The organism is Streptomyces sp. NBC_01463, assembly GCA_036227345.1.
Classification (GTDB): domain Bacteria; phylum Actinomycetota; class Actinomycetes; order Streptomycetales; family Streptomycetaceae; genus Streptomyces.
Genome location: CP109468.1, coordinates 840,433 through 862,007 on the forward strand (window position 1 = coordinate 840,433; position 21,575 = coordinate 862,007).

Below are 21,575 nucleotides of genomic sequence, written 5' to 3' on the forward strand. Positions count from 1 at the left end.
GCGGCTCACACGTCCTCGCCGTACTGGATGCGGCGGTACGGGGTGCTCAGCACTTCTCGGGTGATGCGGACGTCGATCACTGTGGGCCGGGGAGCCCGCACGTACTCCGCCAGTGCGTCACGCAGCTCCTGTGCGGTGCGGACCGTGGCCCCGCCACCGCCAAGTGCCTGGGCGACCGCGCCCAGTTCCGGCGTGGAGATGGTCGCCAGCTCAGGGTCGAGTCCCTTGGCCTTCGCCTTGTGGTATTCGGCGCCCAGGCCCTGGTCGTTCATCACGACGACCAGCAGCGGGATGTCGTACCGGCACGCCGTTTCGAACTCGGACAGGTGCATGATGAAGCTCGCGTCACCCTCCACCACGAAGCCGGGCTTGTTGCCCTTGGCGACCATCTGGCCCATGGCGATCAGGGGTGCCTGGCCGATGGCGCCGAACATGCCGTAGTTGGAGAGCACGTCACGGGAGCGCTGGAAGAGCATGGTGCCGAAGTCGGTCTGGTGTCCGCTTCCCAGGACCAGACCGATCTCGCCCGGAAGTTCGTGGTCGAGGATCCAGATGGCCTCGCGCGGGTCGAGCCGGCCGGGCTCCTGCACGTACTGCGGCTGCTGGAGCCGGCCGGTCAGGTGCTGGCGGACCTGGTCGGTGTGGTAACCCTCCAGCCGGACCGAACGTTCCTGAAGCACGCGGGTCAGCTCGCTGAGAGCCGTGACCGCGTCGGCCTGCAGGTAGCAGTCCGCCCCCTTGCCGTTGCCCATGACCAGGTGTGGAGCGGTGTCGATCTGGATGTACTCGGCCTCGGGGTAGAGGTAGCCGCTCTCGATGGTGTAGTGGTTCAGGCTGGCGCCCACCGCGATCACGCAGTCGGCTTCCTGCAGCAGCTCCATCGACAGCTTGTCGCCGAACAGTCCCGACAGGCCGACGTGGAAGTCGGTGCGGTCGCACAGCCAGTTCTTCGCCTGCAGGGTGGTGGCCAGCAGGCCGCCCGTCTGCTCCTGCAGAGCAAGGATCTCCTCGCCCGACTCCGCCTTGCGTGCACCCCGCCCGGCGATGATCACTACACGCTTGGCGTCCTGGATCAGGTCGCAGGCTGCCTGGACCTTGGACGGGTCGGGCAGCAGCCGGGACTTCTCGATCAGGGCGGTGGACGGTACGTAGTTCTCGTCGTAGTCGTCCATATCGGCGACCTGGACGTCGAACGGCGCGCTGATCATGACCGGCTTGGACTTGGTCCGTGCCAGGTAGAAGGCGTCTCGTACCGCCTCCTGAGCGTTCTCGGGCCGGGTCACCTGGATGAACTCGCACTCGATCGCGGCGGCGAAGCGCCGTTGGTCGAGGTACTGCGTGGCTCCCTCGTCGCCCAGCGGGGTCTCCCCGCAGAAGGCCACCAGGGGGGTGCCCGCCCGGCTCGCGCAGAGCATCGAAGTGGCGAGCTGCGAGACGCCGGGGCCGCTGGTCGTGGTAACCACGCCGGGCTGTCCCGCGCCGCGGGCCCAGCCGTCCGCCATGCCGAGTCCGGAGCCCTCGTGCCGCACCTCGTACAGCCGTACACCGCGGTCGGCGAGCGCGGCCATCCAGTGCATGTTGGCGTCGCCCATCATGCCGAAGACGTCGCTGGTGCCTTCCTTGACGAACGCCTCGGCGAGTGCTTCGTAGACCTTCACTTGTGGGACTCCTTCACGTTCGCCGCGGCCGTCGCCCGCGCTTTCAGGACGCCGTCGAGCCGTGAGAAGACCCGGAGCGCGTTGCCTCCGTAGACCGCCTGGCGGTCGGTGTCGCTCAGGGTGTCGATGGAGTCGAGGGTGTACTTGGTGTCGTCGAACCGACGCCCGGTCTCCGGGTCCACGCTGCGGACGGCGCCGATCATCTCCGAGGCGAACAGGACGTTCTGGGCGGGGATGATGTCCAGCAGCAGTTCCATGCCGCGCTTGTGGTACACGCAGGTGTCGAAATAGACGTTGCGCAGGATCGACTCCTCCAGCGGCGGCCGACCGCGGTCCTGCATCATTCCGCGGTAGCGGCCCCAGTGGTACGGGACGGCGCCGCCGCCGTGCGGCAGGATCAGCTTCAGCGTCGGGAAGTCCTTGAACAGGTCCGCCTCGCACAGCTGCATGAACGCCGCGGTGTCGCCGGCGAGGTAGTGGGCACAGGTGCCCTGCATCGCCGGGTTCCTCGACATCGCGACATGAACCATCGCGGGGACGTCGAGCTCGACCATCTTCTCGTACAGCGGGTAGTAGACCCGGTCCGTCAACGGCGGCGCCTGGTAGTAGCCGTCGGATGGGTCCGGATTGAGGAGACAGCCGATGAAGCCCAACTCCTCTACGCAGCGCTCCAGTTCGATGACGGAGTTGCCTACCGAAGCGGCCAGGGCGTCGCCCGGCGACTGCGGGAGCTGGCACACGCCCACGAACCGCTCGGGGAAGAGACCGCACACCCGGGCGATCAGGTCGTTGCTGACCCGGGACCAGTCGAGGCTGGTCTGCTCGTCGCCGTAGTGATGAGCCATCTTGCCCGCACCCGGCGAGAAGACCGTCAGGTCGGTGCCGCGCTCCATCTGCAGCTTGAGCTGCCCGTTCTCGATGGCGGTACGGATCTCGTCGTCGCTGATGTTCAGCTCGTCGGGCGAGACCCGGGCGCCGCATTCCTCGAACGCTCTGATCTGCTTCTCGCGCCACTCCCCCAGCGCGGGAGGCGCCGTGGTGAAGTGACCATGACTGTCGATGATCATGAATTACTCCGAAACTTGCGATGCGGTGGTGACGTGCTGTGCGGCCCGGGCTGGTGCGTCCCTCAGCTGCGGCCGGTCAGCTCGCGGGCCTTCTGCAGGCCGGGGTAGGTACGCACCGGCGCCGACATCAGGAAGCGGTAGCCGTCGTCGAGCACCTGCTTGACGTTGCCGGCGGTGACGTGCGGGTGGGCAACGGCGACTCCGCGCTCGGCGCAGATGTCGAGGATCTGCCGCTTGCACTCCAGGACACGCGGGTGTTCGTACTGGCGCGGGAAGCCCAGTTCCTGGCTCATGTCGCCCTCGCCGATCAGGATCAGTCCGATGCCCGGCACCTGGTCGAGGATGTCCGGCAGGTTCTTGATGCCGAGCTGGTCCTCGATCATGAGGCCGACCAGGATCTCGCCGTCGGGGTCGAGCGGCCATACGTCGGCGCGGGCGTAGTACTCGATGTTCGAGATGCCCCAGTACCGTGTCGCGGCGTGCGGGCCGTCCCCTCGCAGGCCGGCGGGCTCGTAGCGCGGAGTGTCGGGCAGTCGCGGGTAGCGGCAGGCGGCGACGGCGTTACGGGCTTCCTCCACGGTGGAGATGTGCGGCCAGATGATGCCGAACGCGCCCAGGTCGAGTGCCTGCTTGGCATGCCACTGCGCCTTCTCCGCACCGTTGGCGGGGATCCGCACCATCGGGGTGACGTCCGGCGCCAGGCTGTGCGCCTCAAAGACCCGGCGCCTGCTCAGCAGGTACTGGAAGCTGTCTTTGAGCGCATTGATGTCCCAGGGCTTGTGCTCCATCTCGAACACCACGGCGTCGTAGTCCGAGTTGCTCAGCTCGATCGCCGACGTCGGATCGGCCGCCGCGAAGGTCGCGAAGACGTGCTTCCCTTCGGCCAGGGCGCCGATCACCTTGTTGAGCCTGGATGTTGTCATCGCCGACCTCCCTGGTCGAGTGCCTCCGCGGACTTGCCCTCAGGACGCTGCGTCGTCCGTCCCGCGCGCCTGGCCCGTTGATCTGCCCACCACGCCCGCAAGCGGGCAAATAGTCCGGCCGACCGCGGCTGAGCGGTCCGCGTCCCGTCGGATGTGGCTGCGGCAGGTTCCACTGGCGTGGCAGCAAGGGGCTCGGCAGGAGCGGCGGCGCACTTCTGGACCAGTTGGTCGGTGAACTCCTTCGTCATTCTGGAGACCACCATCCCCGCACCCGACTCGATCAACTTGGCGAGTTTGCCGTTGAGTTTGATCTCCCCGTCGCAGAAGACCCGCGAGGCGCCGGGGGTGTCCCCCTCGACGACGCGGAAGGTGGCGCCGGCACTGAAGCGGGTGGCCCCCTGCCCGTCCGCGCCGCGGGCCGTAAGACGTCCCTCATGTGCGGTCTCGTCCAGATCGAGGGAAACCCGGGCGGCGAACTTGACCCGGAGGCCACCGAACCTGATGGCCAGGGTGCCGTCAAAGGATCCGTCGTCGTGCGACGGGCCGAGCTCGGCGCCGCCGATGCACGAGACGACGGCAGAGGGATCGGAGATGACCTCCCACACCCGTTCGGGCGGACTCGGAACGACGATCTCATCCGTGATCGATATCAAAGCTGTGTACCTCACTGGGCGGCAGGTGCGACGTCAGACGGACAAGGGGGCGTGACGGCACGACCGGCATGGTGTCTTGGGGCGCGGAGCTCCGGACATGGACCGGGGACCTGTGCGGGCTGTCCGATCCGGCTCCGGGGCCTGGCTGTGCTACGCGGCGGCCTTGCGCTCGGCGGCGAACAGACCCCAGAGGTCGTTGTAGAGCTCCGAGAACTCGGGCGACTCGACGAGCGAACCGATCTGCCGAGGACGTTCGAAGGGAACCTTGATGACACGGCGGATCGTGCCGGGCCCCTTGGACATCACGATGACTTCGTCGGCCAGGTAGATGGCCTCGTTGAGGTCGTGCGTGACGAAGATCAGAGTCCCGTTCTGCTCCCGCCAGATGTTGAGCAGTTCCTGCTGGAGTTCCAGACGGGTGATGGCGTCGAGCGGCCCGAACGGCTCGTCCATCAGCACGATGGACGGGTTGTAGATCAAGGCCCGCGCTATCGCGCAGCGCTTCTGCATGCCGCCGGACAACTCTCGGGGAAAGTGATGCTCGAAGCCGGTCAGGCCGACGAGTTCGACCCACTGGGCGACGCGCTCTTCGCGTTCCTCCTTGGGAACCTTGCGGAACTTCAGCGCCAGTCCGATGTTGGACTGGACGCTCAGCCAGGGCAGCAAGTGGGACTGCTGAGTCACGTACGCCGCGTCGGAGTTGACGCCCGTGACCGGTTCGCCGGCGTAGTGGACCTGCCCCTGCGTAGGAGTGAGCAGTCCGGCGGCCAGGTTGAGGATGGTGCTCTTTCCGCACCCGCTGGGCCCGATCACGGCCACGACCTTGCCGCGATCGACACTGAACGACACGTCCTCGATCGCCGGTCGGTGAGTCCCGGGAAACTCCAGCGTGACGTGGTCCAGACGGAGTGCCTCCGAATGGGAGTTGCGCTGTGTGGTCGACATATCTGTCTCCTCGGCCTCGTCCTCGCAAGAGCTGAAGCGGGGCCGTGCGCTCGCGCCTGTGGCGGCGTCGTGGATGGCGGTGCTGTGAAGGTGGTGCGCCTGGAGCACGCGGACGGGCATCCAGGTTGGCGTTGGTTCTCCTGCTGATCAGTCATCGACGACGCTTACGCCGCCAGATTGTCTGACAACCGATGAGGGGAAGCTAACACCGCCATCCGGGCCGCACAAGAAGTGCGCAGGAAGAGGCCGTCATTCACAGGAATCGCGGGTTACCCATTGGAGAACTGTCCGACAAAGGATCGTCACCGGCAGAGCGCCACACCTCGAGCGCACAGGGTGCTGCACCCGCGAGGTGTGGGCCGACACCAGAGCAACGCCGTCACTCCACCCAAGAGCGCGGGGCGCCGGCCCGGCGGCAGAAGATGCCCCAGCCCCGACCGTGCCACGCCGACCTGCCGGGCCAGTGCGACACCCAACGGCGAACGACAGCCTCCTGGCGCGACCCCAAGAGGGCACCCCACGGGACGAAGCGCCCACAGTCGAGGGTGCGCGCATCAGCGGGCCGCTCGAGCCTCTCGACGCCCCCCTCGGAACCGGTGACGCGACTCCTGACCGGACAGGCGGGTGACCGATGCACCCAGCCTCTGATTCCGCACCCTCCAGCAGCGGCACCCCGCCAGCCTCAATCAAGGTTGAGTATGACGGATTTGACTGATTTGCAACAAGGATCGTCGGACAAAACTGTTCACCCGAAGGTTCTGATACCTGATTTCCCCTCCCCGCGACAGATGACGCCCTTCCCTCCAAGGGGCAGATGAGGCGACCGCCCGGCAGCAACCACCGAGATAACGCTGAACAGACCGACCAAGCCCAACACGCAGCCTTCGCCTGGACCCTTGAAGCGCGACATCACTGCTGCTACATTCCCACGCACCACTTGTCAGACAATCTGCAATCGCGCAGGGATGGCTGACCACACAAGGAGAACGGCCGTGCCGACGCGGTAGACGAACGCCCTGTCCTGTCGGCAGACGTCGCTCACCGTCGCGCGCCCGTTCGCCGCTCACCCTGCGAGCTAAAGCAACGCTGGTGGCGAACCAACACGGCTGCCCACCCGAGGCGCTACCACGTCAGGCACGATCCGCCGTTCTCCCTGCGCACGGAACGATCACGCCGAGATGCCAAGAATCCCCGTCGAGCACGAACAAAGGCCTCAGCTCCGCGACATCGGCGAAGCCGCACTCCCTGCAGGATGCCTCGCGATGCTGTCGGAAGCCGGAAGGACGCGAAGGGTCAGCCCTTTCATCCGCACAACCTGAAGCCTCCCCCGCCCACGGACGTGGCTAGCCCGCCACGCTGACACACGGCTGCGGCGCTCCCCGTTGCCAGACCGGCGAGGACGCGACGCCTCCGTGCCGCCGGACCCGATCGACTGGGGGATGGCGAGCCGGCCAGGGGCTCGCCGGCTTCCCGTGCACCCGCCGGCCGATCCCCGCCCCTAAGACTTGGTGACAGGAGAATCATGGAGTACCGCCTCAGACGGACCGCGTCAGCATCCGCCAGCAGCAGGCCGTCGTCGCTCGGCGCCAGGAGGATGGTGGTCGCGACCACCATCGCGCTCGGTTCGCTCCCGCTGGCAGCGTGCAGCGGGTATAGCAGCCCCGCCTCCAACGAGGCGGAATCAGTCACCGTCGGCGTCGCGGGCAACATCTTTGACGCCCCCCTGCGGGTGGCGGATGCCCGCGGCTTCTTCCGAGAGCAGGGACTGAAGGTCACATTCGTACATGTGACAGCAGCCAGTGGACGGCCATCCCTCGAGTCCGGCTCCCTTGAGTTCCTCAACTCCAGCCCCACCAACTTCCTCTCAGCGGTGGCGAAGGGGAAGAAGGAAGTGGCGATCGGTGCAGACGGGCTCGGCAATCCGCTCGGGCTTGTCGTGAACAAACGGTTCGCAGAGCAGCATGCACTCACTTCCAAGACATCCCCCAAGAAGGCGGCCCAGACCCTCAGGGGCTCAGTCGGCGGCTACAGCTCGGCCAACACAAGGGCAGAGGCGGAGATGTTCCTCAAGAACCGCTCCGTGGACCTCGACGAAGTCTCCTGGGTGTCCCTGGCCAGCCCCACCGAGGACAGGGCTGCACTCACCGATGGCCGGATCGACTGGTTCGTGACCTCGGAACCGCTTCCTTTGCAGATCCAGGCCGCCGGAGACGGCGTCGTCGTAGCGAACTCACAGACGGTGCATGAATGGTCAGGGTCCTACGCCGGCTACGGACAGGTAGTGGTGAGCCGCAGAACGTACGCCGCCCAGCACGCCTCGACGGTCAAGAAATTCATCACCGCGGTGGAACAGGGCTCGGCCTACCTGAACTTACATGTGGACGACCCGGCCATTGTCCCTGCAGTCAGGCAGGCGATGCCCGGCATCCCGGACGCAGTGATGCAGGCCAGCATTGAGGAAGTCAATTGGCCCTATTTCGCAGATATGGACAAGGGCACATGGAAGCACACGCTCCAGTTCGTGATGGAGTTGGGCACCCTGCCCGGGTCAGCCAAAATAGAATCGGGGTTCTGGACCAACGACTACTTGTCCTGAGCTACTCGCGCTAAGGACGATCGAGCCAGCACCGGAGCAGACCCGGCCGACGCGCAGTTGGACACACCGCTGCTGGGGAGGCGCGTGGCACCTGCGAGACCGAGACTGCATCCCGTCGGCCGGACAAGCACGATCTCGTGGACTGCTCTATTCGCCGGCGCGGTGATGCTCGGCGTTGATGCGCTGGGCTTCCTCGAGCTGGTCCTCCAGGATGACGATGCGGCAGGCGGCCTCGATGGGGGTGCCTTGGTCGACGAGTTCGCGGGCGCGGGCCGCGATGCGCAGCTGGTAGCGGGAGTAGCGGCGGTGGCCGCCCGCGGAGCGCAGCGGGGTGATGAGGCGGGCTTCGCCGATGGCGCGGAGGAAACTCTGGGTGGTGTTGAGCATCTCGGCGGCCCGGCCCATGGTGTAGGCGGGGTAGTCATCATCATCGAGGCGGCCGAACGAATCGTCTGCTGTCATCTGTACCTTCCTGTGGAACACGCGTCGGAGGGGCCCTGGTGCCATTGGCACCAGGGCCCCGAAGGAACTGCTACACCATCAGCCGGCCTTGATCGGCTACGCCGGCTCTGTGTTTCCGCATACCTGCCGGGAAGAGGTCCGGGGGTTGCGGGGATCGCGGTTGCTTGACCGGAGACCACCTCACTATCGATGTCCTGCGGTACCCGGGCTCAACACTCCGCCCGGGCGATCCTGATGGCGCCTGGCTCCTCCGTTCTTCCCTCTGGACAAACTACTTCCGTACTCCTGGTGGCCTCTCCCAGCGCCACTCCGGCAGCCAGCCCCGTCGCCCGTCCTGCGTCTGCTCTGGCTTAGAACCCCGCTGCCGAACTTCCCGGTACGCGCGCCGCAGCCTGACGCCTTTACCGAGGGACCACTGGTACTGCGACTGCACTTGCGTACTGCTCATGGTGGCCCCTGATCACTGCGGGCCACCCGGTCCGGGGCCAGTCCCGTCGCCCTTTCTGCAAATACCTGGCTTCGGAACTCCACCACCGCACCGACCTGCACTTACGTGCACTGCTTCCCGGCAGTTCATCTCTGCCGGGCCGCTCGATCTCTTGGCTACGGGCAAAACACTAACCCCAGCGCGACCCGCATGTCTACCTCCGCCATGGCAGATTTCCTGAACCAACTGACAGTGATGTCCTGCGGTGCGCATTGCCTGGAAACTGCACTGAGCACATCCACCGGGAGGTGTGAAGGACTCGCAGAGCGGGCAGGCGGGGCGTCACGTCACAAGCAGTACAACCGATCACAGGTGGGATGTACGCGTATGAGCAGTACGACGACGATCAGCATCACTTCCACGCCCCCGTACCAGCCGTGGTCCAGGGCGACCGCGCGGCCTGTATCGGCCGGGCTCGCCCGGTCACCCGTGCCTTCACCGCCCGCCTCACCCCGGCATCCGACCCGGACAGGACGGACCCGCTTCATAGCTGCAGCATGCTCAAGGTGCCGCCGGGGCCAGCACGACGATCTGGTGAGGAGCAGGACGTGAGAAGTCTGGTGAGGAGCGCCTCCGGGGTCGGGTGGGGTGGATTTTTCGGCCGAGGTACTGCGGGGCGGGTGGGCGGGCAGAAGCCCTCTTAACTTTTGGAGGCTGTGGTGGCGTGTGATCGGCTTGGACTGGCTGAAGTGCTGGCTGCGGCAGAGGACGCCGCACCGGTGGACTCGCTTGATGTCGTGGCCCGCAATCTGCGTGCCCGGTTCGGCGCGCGGTACGTATCGTTCCTGTTCGTCGACGTGGTCGGCAGACGTCTGTTGCGGGTGAACGACACAGGAGGCGCCTCACAGGGGCACCGAGCTGAGAGAGTCCCCCTCGCCGGCAGTGGCATCTACGACAAGGTTCTGCGCGCCCAGAGACCGGTGCGGTTGGAGGAGGGCGGGCAGGGGCAGCGGGTCCTTGCGCCGGTGACCAACCGCGGGGACACCATCGGCGTGCTGGAGCTGTTCCTCGACGTCGTGACCGAGGACGTGTTGGAGCAGGTCGAGGAGGCCGCGCACGCGCTGGCGTACATCATCGTCACCGACCGTCGCTTCACCGACCTCTACCACTGGGGCAATCGCACCACGGCGGTCAGCCTGGCGGCGGAGATCCAGCGCCAGCTCCTCCCCTCGGCCCCCTCGTGCGAGGCGGCGGAGTTCGCCCTCGCCGGAGCCCTCGTTCCGGCCTCGGACATCGCCGGAGACACCTACGACTACAGCCTCGACAGCAACGCTCTGCACCTGTCCGTCACCGACGCCATGGGCCACGACGTCAATGCCTCACTCATCGCTACCCTCGTCGTGAACGCCTCCCGCGGCGCACGCCGCGCCGGAGCGGATCTCGCCGAACAGGCCCGCCAGATGCATCAGGCCCTCCTCGATCACGGGCGGCACACCTTCGCCACCGGCCAGCTGCTGCGCATCTCCCTCGACGGGAGCCTCGCCCAGCTCGTCAACGCCGGCCACCCCGGGCCCCTCCGGCTTCGCGACGGCACGGTCGAGGAGCTGGGCCTGGCCGTCGACATGCCCTTCGGCTTCACCTCGCAGGGGTCCTATCAGGTACAGGACATCGACCTGCGCCCCGGTGACCGTCTCGTGCTGCACACAGACGGCATGCAGGAACGCGAAGCGCAGACGGTCGACCTGCCCGGCCTCCTGGTCCAGACCGCCGCCGAGCACCCACGCGAGGTCGTCCGCACTCTGGTAGCCGCAGTGGCCGACGCCTACGGCGACCGACCGCCGAAGGACGACGCAACCGTCCTGTGCCTCGACTGGCAAGGCCCCGCGGCAGCACCTGCCGATCGGGCGCCCTGAGCCCGCTCAGGCTCTCTTAGATGGCGGGTTTCCCGGGTCGAATTCCAGGAGGAGCAGCGCGGAGTCGTCGTTCGGGGTGCTCCCGGTGAACGTGGCCACGTCGGCACGCAGTCGGCGCAGGGCTGTTTCCGGACGGCCTTCAGCGAGCAGTGGCCCCGCCCGCTCGGCCACTGGGTAGAAGCGGCCGGTGCCGTCCCTGGCCTCGCTGAGCCCGTCGGTGTAGAAGAGGATCCGGTCGCCGGCGTGAAGAGTCGATCGTGTGACCCCTTCCTGCTGGGGGTCCGCTCCCGCTAGGGCGGTGAGTCCGAAAGGTGGAAGGGACACGCTCGGTTCGATCAGCTCGGCCCGCCCGTGGGTGGTCACCAGCAGCGGAGCGGGGTGGCCCTGGTTGAGCACCACGAGGTGTCCGGCGTCGCTGACCTGAGCGAGGAGGCCGGTCACGAACCGCTCGCCGTCAGTGCTGCGGTCCAGAGCGGTCTCCACGCGACGGGCGATCTCCGTCAGCTGGACCGCGTCGGGAGCGGCTTCCCGGAACGCGGCCAGCACCACGGCCGCGCAGCGTACGGTTCCGAGCCCTTTGCCCTGGACATCGGCAATCACTACCCGGGCCCCCCGAGAAGAGGCCACCGCCTTGTACAGGTCCCCTCCGACGCGGGTGGCCCGGCTCGCAGAGACATACGAACCAGCGAGTCGGACGGGGCCGATCATCGGCGGCACAGGGGCGAAGAGCACGTCCTCCAAGGTGTTGGCGACTTCCTGCACATCCACGAGGCGTCGTTCCGCCCTGCTCCTGGCCCACGCCGCGTATGACGCGGCCAGCGTGACGTACAGGATGGCGATCAGCGCGACGTACATCCGGGCGTAGCCCAGACGGCCCGAACTCGCCGCCACTGCGACGCAAACGGCCATCGCGACCACGCCCACCGCCGGGACGAGGCGTACAGGTCCACGCGCTGCGGCGAGAGCCGGGCCGGCCGCGTAGACCGGCAGCAGGTTGAACTGGGTACCCGTGGCTACGTCCACGACGAGGGCGATTCCCATGACCGCCAGCGGCAGTGCGGCCGGTACCGCCATGGCTGTTCTGAAGAGGCGAAGAAGCACAACCATCTCCCGCACTCACCGATCCAGGTACCTAGATCAGCATACGGAGGCAGGGAGGAACACACGAGCCGAAGCGTGGGCCCGGCCCACAGTCTGCGGGCAGGCCCGCGAACGATCCGTCGGGGCCAGGGTCTGGCCGCACACGAGAGCCTGCGGGCCCTGGGCCGAGACCGGTGCCCCGGGCAAGCGGTCACCCTCAATTCAATGGAGACCGCAGCCTGCCCCGGCAGCGACCGGCCACCACGACACCCGGGCGCACGAGCCTCCCCGCACCCACCCTGACCTGCTGCAATGTACGCGTCAGGAGGCATGCGGGGGGCGAGCCGTCCGCTCCACCCCCTGCTCGGCGGAGAACAAGCAGAAAGACTACTCGAGCCACGAACCCGCAGCTCAGGCCCTTTTCTCCGCAGGCTCCGACGGCGTCATGCGGCTCCCTGGATTCCGCACAGCGTCTCCAGCATCCGTCACATCGACGGTGCGCGCAGCGCTCAAGGGCGACGGACGACCGCTGGGCCACTTCGCCACAAGCTCCTGCAGGTCACCGCTGCTTTGGACGAGGCCGGCCACGTGGTGATGCCGGGGTCGGCGAACCACACGGTGCGATCCTCACCGATCACGGCAAGCCGTCGACTTCTGGCCTCGCGAGCCGGCCGCTGGTGAGGATCCGAAGCAGGGCGTGTCCGGGGGAGGTCCGTCCGGGTGGGGTCGGCCGCTGGACGGGGCAATGGCCCGTGTCGCCCCGGAACCGGTGCGCAGCCGCTGCCCAGGATGCCCGTATGAGACCCATGCCCAAGCGCTTTGCCGCGCTGCGCGCCCGCGCCCGCGCCACCGGCGCGGCCTGCGCCGTGCTGGCCACCGTCGTCCCTGCCTTCACTCTCGGCCTGAGCGCGGCGCCCGCCGCCGCCGCGCCGCTGCCCGGCGGGCTGGGCCCGTGCGTGCCGGGCGACTGCCCGGACCCGTTCCCGCCGATCAACAACGGGGACTTCGCGGGCCGGGACGACGCGATCAACATCTACGTCGGGGACGACTTCCTCGTACGCGGCCGGGCGGCCGAGGCCGAGGGCCGGGTCGTGGTGCTCGACGACTTCGACCAGGACAAGGACCCGGAGGCGGGCGGTTCGTACAACCTCGGGATCGTCGGTGTCGGATCCCGTGTCCCGCCGCCCGTCGACTCCGACTTCCTGACCACCGGCGGAGACGTGACGATCGCCGATGGCCAGACCCTCGACACGACCGGCGGCCTCGTCGACGAGGTGGGCACCGTGCGCTACGCCGGTACGCAGACCGGCACCGTCACCGGGGCCCTCGTCCAGGACCCGGACGCCGCGGCACCCTACGTGGGACTGCGCGACCAGCTCACCGACGCCAGCCAGTGCTACGCCCGGCCCGGCGGGCAGCTCCGGACTCCGACCGGGACCGCGGTCAACCAGGGCACGCAGACCCTCTTCACGGGTGACGGGACGTCCGCCCTCCAGGTCTTCAACGTGGACTTCGACCTGACGGCCGACGGCGGCGGCCAGCAGGGAGTCGTCTTCGACCCCGACAGCATCCCCGACGACGCGACGATCCTGGTCAACGTCATCGGGGCCGACCGCGCGATCAACACCTACAGCGGCGGAATCGCGGACACCGACCCGCTGAACGCCTACCGCGAACGCCTCCTGTGGAACTTCCCGGACGCCACCACCGTGGACCTGGCGGGGACCGGCCAGTTCCAGGGCAGCTTCCTGATGGGCGAGCAGTCCTCGATGACCACCGTGTCCCTTCCGGGCGTCAACGGCAGGTTCTTCACCACCGGTTCGGTGACGCACACCAGCTCCGCGACCGGCGGTGGCGGCCAGGAGTTCCACGCGTACCCCTTCAACGGGGACCTCCCGGACTGCGACGGACCGCAGCCGGTCACGGGTGAGGTGCGCGTCCTGAAGACGGACGCGGAGACCGGCGACGCGCTGGCCGGTGCCGACTTCGAGCTGTGGCGGGAGACCAACGGCGTCGACGGCCTCCAGACCACCGGCACGGACCCCGACACCCTGGTGGACACCTGCACCACACCTTCGAACGGCGTCTGCGCCGAGACCACCACCGTGGGCACGTACTACTGGCGCGAGACGGCAGCACCTGAAGGCTACGAACTGCCCGACCCCGACGTGTTCGGCCCGCTCGTGCTGACCGAGGACAACGCCGACGCCGGCGTCCAGGTCGAGGCCACCAACACCGAGGAGCCGGTACCGCCGGTCACGGGCGAGGTGCGGGTCCTGAAGACGGACGCCGAGACGGGCGATCCGCTGGCGGGTGCCGACTTCGAGCTGTGGCGGGAGACCAACGGCGTCGACGGCCTGCAGACCACGGGCGCGGACCCGGACACCCTCGTCACCACGTGCACGACCCCGGCGAACGGTGTCTGCGCCGCGACCACCACGCCCGGCACCTACTACTGGCAGGAGACACAGGCTCCCGAAGGCTACGAAATGCCGGATCCGGCCGTGTTCGGTCCGCTCGTGCTGACCGAGGACAACGCCGACGCCGGCGTCCAGGCCGAGGCCGCCAACACCGAGGAGCCGGTACCGCCGGTCACGGGTTCGCTCACCCTGGAGAAGACGGACGCGAAGAACGGGCAGCCGCTCGCCGGGGCCGTCTTCGAGCTGTGGCGCGAGACCAACGACGTGCCCGGCCTCCAGACGGCCGGGACGAACCCCGACACGCTCGCCGACGCGGGGTGCTCGACGGACGACACGGGTGAGTGCACGTTCGACGATCTGCCCCTCGGTGAGTACTACCTGCGCGAGACCGCCGTCCCGGAGGGATACGTCCTGCCGGCCAACCCTGTCTCGGGGCCGTTCGAGGTGACGGAGGCCAACAGCTCGCAGGGCGTCACCGTCGAGCTGTCCAACGAGCGCGGCGAGCCCTGCAAGGGCAAGGACTGCAAGAAGCGCGTCCACGAGGGTGCGCGCGCCTGATCCGGTCACTCGCCCGGCCGCCCATCAATGGGCGGCCGGGCGGGGGCGCTGCTTGGCTGGCAGGACTCGGTTACTGATCCGCCAGGAGGTCCGGCAGTGCGTCCCAACAGCCTCATCGGTGCCGTGGTCGCCACAGCGGCCACGGCACTGCTGTGTACCGCGGCCCCCTCGGCGGCCGCCCCCTCCGCCTCCGCCGACGACACCCCGTGCACGGCACCGGCCGGGCCTTACCAGCGCCAGCTGGAGAAGCACCTGGGCCGGCCCGTGGACGGCCGCCAGTCCATGGCCGACTGCCGGGCAATCCGGTCCTTCCAGACCGCACACGACCGGCCGCACGCCGACGGCCGCGCCGACCTCGGCACGTACCGCACCGTGCTCGTCGTCGAGGCCACCCCCGACCCGAACGCCGCCGGACACTGCCCCGTCGAGTCCTCCCGCGTCACCTGCGTCGACATGGACCGCCAACTGCTGTGGGTGCAGCGGGGCAAGCGGGTCGTCTTCGGACCAGCGCCCATCCGTACAGGCCGCGACGCGCAGGAGACCCGGCCGGGGTGGCACTCGATCTACTGGCGCCACCGCGACCACGTCTCCACGATCTACGACAACGCCCCCATGCCGTACGCCCAGTTCTTCGACGGCGGACAAGCACTCCACGGACACCCGGGCGACCTGTACGACGGCGGCGGCTCGGCGGGCTGCGTCAACCTGACCGTGGACGACGCGGCGGCCCTGTGGGACCTCCTCGCGGTGGACGACCGCGTCTACGTGTGGGGCGTCAAGCCCGGCACGGCGGACTGAAGCACCGGGCAAAGAGCGGGGGTGGCAAGGTGGCCGCCGACTGCCGGTGCGCCAAAAGAACTGTCGGTCAACTCCGCGACGTTGTCACTCATCCGTGGCCCCAGTGGTGGGGGCGAAACCGCCTCGACCTCGTCACCGAAGAGATCGATGGTCTCGGTGAGGTAGTTCGACCAGGCGTGCGGGTCGCCGGACGAGGGCGCCGCGGAGCGTCTCGAAGCCTCGCTTCGGGTGACACTGCCCGCGCAGGACGGTGCGGGATGGGGGCGACTGTGCCGGCTGGTCTCCGCCGCCCACGCCACCACGGACGCCGGTTCGCCGGTCGTGTCATGATCACTGGGCCATGGACGGCACTCCGGAACTCGTCCTCCTGGCAGTCCTGACCGCGGCCGACGCCGACGTGGGCCGGGCCGTCTCCGTGGACTCCGCCGTCTGCCGACACACCACCAGGACTTGCCCCGTTCAAGACCGCCGAGTGCATACCGGTCCGTTCAGGGGTGGCCCTGGGCCGGTCATGTTAAGTCGGGGTGACCGATGCCGGCGGACTACCGCCGGCCCTACCGTCGATGACGTCAACCCCGCCGCCGGTAAGGATTCCGCGTGCTGCCTCATTCAGACATCGTTCGTCCCGTGCCGCCCCGCACTCTCAGGGAGCAAGCTCCGCAGGACATCGCAGCCGCCGTTGCCGAGGGGCCGGGGCAGGCGCTGTGACGTCCGCCGGGCCACCCGCCATCGAGGAGTACGTCGTGTCCGGACGGGACGGCGGCCCCTACGGGATCACCACGGGTCCGGACGGTGCGCTGTGGTTCACCCTGGTGCAGAGCGGCGGCATCGGCCGCCTGCTGCCCGGACAGCAACCGGTCATCCACCAGTTGGACCCCGGCTCCGGGCCGACCGTCATCACCCCGGGTCCCGACGGTGCGCTGTGGTTCACCGAATACCGGTCCCACCGGATCGGCCGGATCACCACGGAGGGCCAAGTCACGGAGTTCGCGCTGCCAAGTGCCTCCTGCGGGCCATTCGGTATCGCGTCAGGGCCGGACGGTGCGCTCTGGTTCACCGAGACCGCCACCGACAGCATCGGGCGCCTGACCCCTGACGGAACGGTCACGGAGTACCCGCTGTCGCGCGACGGGGCGTTCCCCTCCGCGATAGCCGCAGGGCAGGACGCGATGTGGTTCACGCTGAATCAGGCCAACGCCGTCGGCCGCATCGACATGGACGGTCGGATCCTCCTCCACGACCTGCCCACCGACGCCGCCTGCCCGGTGGGGATCGCTGTCGGCCCCGACGGTGACGTCTGGTTCGCAGAGATCGCCGCCGGCCAGATCGGCCGGATCTCTCCCGAGGGCCGAATCACCGAACACCCTCTGCCTGACCGCTCGTCCCGCCCCCACGCCGTCACCACCGACTCCCGTGGAACGGCATGGTTCACGGAGTGGGGTGCCAACCGCATCGGGTCCCTCGGCACGGACGGCGTCGTAACAGTCCACGACCTGCCCACCCCGGCCTCGGAACCGCACGGCATCACCGTCGGCCCGGACGGTGCCCTGTGGGCAGCCTTGGAAGTCGGTTCCCTCGCCCGCCTCGTACCAGCCCGTCGAGGCGGCTGACCCCCCGCCAACAGCAACAGAACCAGCAACAGCGACCGGAGGAACGAACCATGAAGTACGCACTCGTCATCTTCGAGACGGATGCCTCGCGCGCTCAGATCCAGGCCGACCGGGACTTGTACCGGAAGGCATACGAGACCTGGATCGGCGAGACGGCAGCCGCAGGGAAGCTGGTGGGCGGCGACGCGCTCGATACGGAGCGCCGAAGCGCCATCACCGTACGGAAGGCGGAGAACGGGGTTGCCACCGTGGGCGAGGGGCCCGTACACGGCGGTGAGGAGACGCTCGGGGGCTGGTTCGTGCTGGAGGTGACCGACCACGCCGAGGCCGTCGAGCTGGCCTGCTCCTTCCCCACTTCTGAGACACTCGAACTCCGACCGCTCCTCGAATCCGCCTGAGCCGGACGGTGCCGAGGCGGCCGCCGCCGGCCGTGGGCAGCGATGCGGACTCTCGGCCGCCGGCTCGCCTCGCCAAGACTCGTCGGCTGATGACCGAGATCAGCGAACTGCATGTCAGGCGCCACCGGATCGTCACCGGAGCCGCCACACCGCCTCATGCCGGCTGACTCCCGGATCCTCAACTCCGCCACAACCATGACCACTTGTGTGAACAACCAGGGAGAGCACATGCTGTTCCGATCTACGACCGAAGCCGACCTCGACCGGGTCACAGACGTCACGGTCGACGAACCCGTCAGCTGGATCGCCGCCGATCGCTACCTCGATGAGCTGGGCCAGGCAATGTACAGGCCGGAGTGGACCTGGATCGCCGAGGACGCAGGGCAGGTGGTGGGCCGTGCCCTGTGGTGGGGGCAGCCGAGCGGTGAGTACCCCCTTGCCCTGGACTGCCTGCACGTCGACGCCTCGGCCCCCGACCGTACGGCGGTCGCGGCAGGGCTGGTGTCCGCAAGTCTGAAAGCCTTCGCCGAACAGGGCGCACCCAAGATGCCGCTGTACAACGTGACGTTGCCGAACGGCTGGCGTGAGACTCCGGCCGTCGCGGCCGCTCTTGCCTGGCGGCGCGACGCCGCCCTGGCGGCCGGTCTCACTGACGAGGTCGAGCGGCTGCGCCTGGAGTGGGCACCCGGCACAGGGGTCCCTGCTGTCAACGGGAGCCTTGACTTCGTGGAGGCGAGCGACGAGGAGTTTCTGCGGGTATTCCGACAGATCGCGGTGGGCAGCCTGGATGGCGAGACCCGCAGGAACCTGGCGGCCAAGGGGGCCGAGGCCACGGCCCGTGACGAAATGGACTTCTATCTCGGCTGCCCGGGGGAGCGTGCCTGGTGGCGGCTGGCCCGCAACTCCGAAGGGGAGACCGTGGGCCTGGCGATCCCGTCGGCCACTCCGTACAACCGCAATGTCGGATACCTGGGAGTCATCCCCGAGTTCCGCGGACGCGGCTATGTCGATGAGGTACTCGCCGAGATCACCCGGGTCCACGCGGAGGCCGGAGCCGAGGTGATCACGGCCACCACGGACACGGGCAATGCGCCGATGGCGGCTGCCTTCGCGCGGGCCGGATACCGCACCGCGCAGATCCGGATGATCTACTCGGCGCCGGAGTCCTGAGCGGATCACGAGGCCAGGAGCTCAGCGAGCTCGGTGCGGGAGCTGATGCCCAGTTTGGGGAACGCGCGGTAGAGATGATGCCCCACGGTGCGGGGACTGAGGAACAGCTGGGTGGCGATCTCGCGGTTGGTCGCACCCGTGGCGGCCAACCGTACGACTTCGCGCTCCTGCGGGCTCAACGGATTGACCCGTCCGTCGACCGGCCCTGTGAGGTCGGCGCTGCCCCCTGCGGCCTGGAGCTCCGCGCGGGCGCGGCGGGCCCAGGGCCGAGCTCCTAGCCTCTCGAAGACCTCCAGTGCCTCGCGCAGGTGATCCCGGGCATCGATCTTTCGCCGGAGCCGGCGCAGCCATTCGCCGTGGAGCAGTTCGGTGCGGGCCCGTTCGAAGTCGCCGCGGCCATGATGGAGGTGCGCGGCTGCGGTGAAGTGCTCTTCGGCCCTGTCGTCCTGGCTCACCATGGCCCGGCAGCGCAGGGCCATGGCGTCGAGGAGAGTCCCGGGAGCGGCGGCCGCCCACGCGCCGAGGAGGCGGGTTGGTTCCTCGGCCCGCTCGGGACGGCCGGCGCGCACCGCAGCCTCGACGAGGTCGGGCAGGAGGAACATGGTCAGCAGGGGGTGGTCCACCTGCTTCTGCGCCGATTCCAGCAGCTCCAGCGCCGATTCCGGCCGCCCGAGGCCCAGCTCCAGCAGGCCCAGTGCCCACAGGGCGTCCGCTGTGCCCCGTCCGACATCGCGCGGTCGCGTGTAGTCCAGGGCCTCCTGCGCCAGGGTGCGGCTGTCGTGCTCCTGCCCCCGGACGGCGGCCAGTGTCGCCAGGACCGCCCGCAGGTGCGCGGCCCGGTGGTCCAGGTTGTAGTACTCGGCCAGTCGCAGTCCCTCGGCGGCGCTTGCCGTTGCCTCTTCGTGCCGGCCGAGTGCCAGCTCAGCCTGGGCGAGCAGGTGCAGTGTTGTGGGCAGCCAGCCGCTGATCCCGTGGTCGCGGCAGTGGGCGACCGAGGCGGCGGCCATCTCGTGTGCGGCCGCGTGGTCGGCGACGACGTGGCAGTAGATCCCGGTCATCAGCCGGTCCATGAACCCGGTACCGGGTTCCCTGCCGGCCCGCACCAACGCTTGGAGGGAGCCGAGCGCGCCGGTCGGGTCGTCGGTGAACAGACGTGCTGCCACATCGACCACCAGCAGGTCAGGGGCGCGGGCTCCGATCTCGGTCATCAGCCCCGCGTCGCCCGCGGAGAAGGCCGCATGAACCGCGTCGACCAGGAGCGGTGCAAGGCTGTCGGGGCGGTTGGGGCCGATCAGGTCGGCGCACTCAAGCAGGATGCGGCCGGCAGTCTCCGGCCTGCCGTAGCCGAGCTCGACGACGGCTCGCACCCGCGCGAAATCCGCCGCCGTGTCAGGGTCGAGAAGAGGAAGAGGCACTTGGTCGGCCAGCGCCCCGCACCGCTTGTCCTGGCCGGCGTCGCTCGCCTTCTGCGCGGCACAGATGAGGCGGCGCGCGCGACGCTGCGGAACCGCCGTGAGCTGGGCCGCGCGTTCGTAGGCTGCGGAGGCGGACGCCATGGCCTGCCGACTGCCGGCCCATTCGGCAACCCGCTCCAGCTCGTCGGCGACCTGCTCGTCCGGGCCCGTCGACGCAGCGGCCAGGTGCCAGGCGCGCCGGTGCGCATGCCCGGAGGGCGCCAACGTATCCGCCAGCGCCTTGTGTGCCGCGATGCGGCCGGCGAGTGGTGCCCCCTGGTAAGCGGCATACCTGACCAGGGGATGCCGGAAACGGACCATCTCGCCAGACACGAAGACGAGCCCGGAGCGTTCCGCAGGGGCGAGATCCTCGACCACGGCACCGAGTCGGCCTGCGGCCGCGAGTACCAGCGGCAGCTCTCCGGTGTCGTCCGCGGCTGCCACGCTCAGCACCATCTGGGTGGCCCGAGGTAGAGCGGCAATCTGCGTCAGGAACGCGTCCTGCATGCGGCCCGTGAGCCGGGACGTCACCTCGGGGACCGGCAGGGGGCTCAGCTGCCCCTCCCGCTGGGCAAGGGTGAGCGCGGCGGACAGTTCGATGAGAGCCAGGGGGTTGCCTTGTGACTGCTCGATGATCCGATCAGCGACGTAGGGGGGCAGGTCGGCAACCAGTTCTTCCGCCGCCACCCGGTCCAATCCTTCGAGCAGGAGGTCGGGCAGCCCTCGAACATCGGCGCCGCGGGCTCCGCTGCGGACGGCGAAGACCATCACGACGCCCTCCGTGCGCAGTCGGCGCGCGGCGAAGGTGAGCATGTCCACCGATGGCTGGTCGAGCCACTGCGCATCATCGATCAGGCACAACAGGGGCCTCTCGTCCGCGATCTCGGACAGCATGGTGAGGACGGCCAGGCCGACGGTGAGACGATCGCGCACGACGTCGTCGGTGAGTCCGCATATCGCCCTCATCGCCGCAGCCTGCGGGCCGGGCAGTTGGTCGACGACATGCAGCACCGGCAGGAACAAGTGGTGCAGCCCGCCGAACGCGAGCTCCATCTCCGACTCGACGCCTTCGACGCGCAGCACGCGCATGCCGTCCGCCCGCCCGGCGGCGTAGTCGAGCAGGGCTGTCTTCCCGATGCCCGCCTCACCGCGGACCAGCAATGCGCTGCTCATTCCCCGAAGGGTGTCGGCGAGCATCTGATCCATGCGGTCCCGCTCCGCGACTCTCCCCTGCAATGCTCGCCCCGTTCCTCAGCGCTTCGATCGACCCTCCCGATTCCGACAGCGCCGTACGGCAGCACGCCGCGAGGGTCTCGATGATCTTCTCACCGATCGCACGCGAGGGGAGGGGGGCACTCTCCGTCCGCGCTCTCGCCGCACGTGCGCGCCGGTCCAGGGCGTGGGACTGCCGCCCCGGGCGCTTTCGTTCGGATCATCGTGCGG

At 68.7% G+C, this 21,575-nt stretch carries 15 protein-coding genes; 7 read left to right on the forward strand and 8 right to left on the reverse strand.

The window, feature by feature from the left end; all coding sequences use genetic code 11:
* Nucleotides 1-5 precede the first annotated feature (5 nt).
* From OG521_03660 to OG521_03680, 5 genes are all read right to left on the reverse strand, one after another.
* Complete coding sequence (locus OG521_03660) at nucleotides 6-1,658, reverse strand: thiamine pyrophosphate-binding protein (GenBank protein WUW19925.1); 1,653 nt, start codon at nucleotides 1,656-1,658, stop codon at nucleotides 6-8.
* Nucleotides 1,655-2,725 (reverse strand): amidohydrolase, encoded by a 1,071-nt coding sequence (locus OG521_03665; protein ID WUW19926.1) that lies wholly within the window; start codon nucleotides 2,723-2,725, stop codon nucleotides 1,655-1,657. Before OG521_03665 ends, OG521_03660 begins: the two co-directional genes overlap by 4 nt.
* Nucleotides 2,726-2,787: 62 nt before the next feature.
* On the reverse strand, nucleotides 2,788-3,648 hold the full coding sequence (locus OG521_03670; protein ID WUW19927.1) for an aldolase/citrate lyase family protein: 861 nt from the start codon (nucleotides 3,646-3,648) through the stop codon (nucleotides 2,788-2,790).
* Nucleotides 3,645-4,316, reverse strand: a complete 672-nt coding sequence (locus OG521_03675) for an SRPBCC domain-containing protein (GenBank protein WUW19928.1) — start codon at nucleotides 4,314-4,316, stop codon at nucleotides 3,645-3,647. Before OG521_03675 ends, OG521_03670 begins: the two co-directional genes overlap by 4 nt.
* 135 nt (nucleotides 4,317-4,451) lie before the next feature.
* On the reverse strand, nucleotides 4,452-5,246 hold the full coding sequence (locus tag OG521_03680; protein ID WUW19929.1) for an ABC transporter ATP-binding protein: 795 nt from the start codon (nucleotides 5,244-5,246) through the stop codon (nucleotides 4,452-4,454).
* Nucleotides 5,247-6,768: 1,522 nt separating this feature from the next.
* Between OG521_03680 and OG521_03685 the strand changes: the two genes are divergently transcribed.
* Nucleotides 6,769-7,842: an ABC transporter substrate-binding protein gene (locus OG521_03685; protein ID WUW19930.1), complete on the forward strand. Its 1,074-nt coding sequence runs from the start codon at nucleotides 6,769-6,771 to the stop codon at nucleotides 7,840-7,842.
* 147 nt (nucleotides 7,843-7,989) lie between these two features.
* On the opposite strand, the gene OG521_03690 is transcribed toward OG521_03685, so the two are convergent.
* Nucleotides 7,990-8,304 (reverse strand): helix-turn-helix domain-containing protein, encoded by a 315-nt coding sequence (locus tag OG521_03690; protein ID WUW19931.1) that lies wholly within the window; start codon nucleotides 8,302-8,304, stop codon nucleotides 7,990-7,992.
* Between the two features lie 1,146 nt (nucleotides 8,305-9,450).
* Here OG521_03690 and OG521_03695 point away from each other — a divergent pair.
* Nucleotides 9,451-10,644, forward strand: coding sequence for a serine/threonine-protein phosphatase (locus OG521_03695; GenBank protein ID WUW26564.1), 1,194 nt, complete (start codon nucleotides 9,451-9,453; stop codon nucleotides 10,642-10,644).
* Between the two features lie 6 nt (nucleotides 10,645-10,650).
* On the opposite strand, the gene OG521_03700 is transcribed toward OG521_03695, so the two are convergent.
* Nucleotides 10,651-11,718 carry a serine/threonine-protein phosphatase gene (locus OG521_03700; GenBank protein ID WUW19932.1) on the reverse strand — a complete coding sequence of 356 codons (1,068 nt, stop codon included), beginning with the start codon at nucleotides 11,716-11,718 and terminating at the stop codon, nucleotides 10,651-10,653.
* An 803-nt stretch (nucleotides 11,719-12,521) separates the two neighbouring features.
* Here OG521_03700 and OG521_03705 point away from each other — a divergent pair.
* The 5 genes from OG521_03705 to OG521_03725 all read left to right on the forward strand — a co-directional run bounded on the left by OG521_03705 (nucleotide 12,522) and on the right by OG521_03725 (nucleotide 18,678).
* A complete protein-coding gene (locus tag OG521_03705; GenBank protein ID WUW19933.1) occupies nucleotides 12,522-14,702 on the forward strand; it encodes a choice-of-anchor A family protein in 2,181 nt (726 codons plus the stop codon).
* A 96-nt stretch (nucleotides 14,703-14,798) separates the two neighbouring features.
* Entirely contained in the window at nucleotides 14,799-15,500 is a 702-nt protein-coding gene (locus tag OG521_03710) for a L,D-transpeptidase (protein WUW19934.1), read from the forward strand.
* Between the two features lie 704 nt (nucleotides 15,501-16,204).
* Nucleotides 16,205-17,110 carry a virginiamycin B lyase gene (locus tag OG521_03715; protein WUW19935.1) on the forward strand — a complete coding sequence of 302 codons (906 nt, stop codon included), beginning with the start codon at nucleotides 16,205-16,207 and terminating at the stop codon, nucleotides 17,108-17,110.
* A 50-nt stretch (nucleotides 17,111-17,160) separates the two neighbouring features.
* A complete protein-coding gene (locus OG521_03720) occupies nucleotides 17,161-17,508 on the forward strand; it encodes a YciI family protein (GenBank protein WUW19936.1) in 348 nt (115 codons plus the stop codon).
* 228 nt (nucleotides 17,509-17,736) lie between these two features.
* On the forward strand, nucleotides 17,737-18,678 hold the full coding sequence (locus tag OG521_03725; protein WUW19937.1) for a GNAT family N-acetyltransferase: 942 nt from the start codon (nucleotides 17,737-17,739) through the stop codon (nucleotides 18,676-18,678).
* Nucleotides 18,679-18,683: 5 nt separating this feature from the next.
* Here the strand turns inward: OG521_03725 and OG521_03730 are convergent, their stop codons facing one another.
* Nucleotides 18,684-21,368 carry a LuxR C-terminal-related transcriptional regulator gene (locus OG521_03730; GenBank protein WUW19938.1) on the reverse strand — a complete coding sequence of 895 codons (2,685 nt, stop codon included), beginning with the start codon at nucleotides 21,366-21,368 and terminating at the stop codon, nucleotides 18,684-18,686.
* Between the last annotated feature and the right edge of the window lie 207 nt (nucleotides 21,369-21,575).

Bases quoted from the DNA above. Each gene is read 5' to 3' on its own strand.
- OG521_03665 (WUW19926.1), bottom strand. From the start codon at position 2,725: ATGATCATCGACAGTCATGGTCACTTCACCACGGCGCCTCCCGCGCTG.
- OG521_03670 (WUW19927.1), bottom strand. From the start codon at position 3,648: ATGACAACATCCAGGCTCAACAAGGTGATCGGCGCCCTGGCCGAAGGG.
- OG521_03680 (WUW19929.1), bottom strand. From the start codon at position 5,246: ATGTCGACCACACAGCGCAACTCCCATTCGGAGGCACTCCGTCTGGAC.
- OG521_03685 (WUW19930.1), top strand. From the start codon at position 6,769: ATGGAGTACCGCCTCAGACGGACCGCGTCAGCATCCGCCAGCAGCAGG.
- OG521_03690 (WUW19931.1), bottom strand. From the start codon at position 8,304: ATGACAGCAGACGATTCGTTCGGCCGCCTCGATGATGATGACTACCCC.
- OG521_03700 (WUW19932.1), bottom strand. From the start codon at position 11,718: ATGGCGGTACCGGCCGCACTGCCGCTGGCGGTCATGGGAATCGCCCTC.
- OG521_03705 (WUW19933.1), top strand. From the start codon at position 12,522: ATGAGACCCATGCCCAAGCGCTTTGCCGCGCTGCGCGCCCGCGCCCGC.
- OG521_03720 (WUW19936.1), top strand. From the start codon at position 17,161: ATGAAGTACGCACTCGTCATCTTCGAGACGGATGCCTCGCGCGCTCAG.
- OG521_03725 (WUW19937.1), top strand. From the start codon at position 17,737: ATGCTGTTCCGATCTACGACCGAAGCCGACCTCGACCGGGTCACAGAC.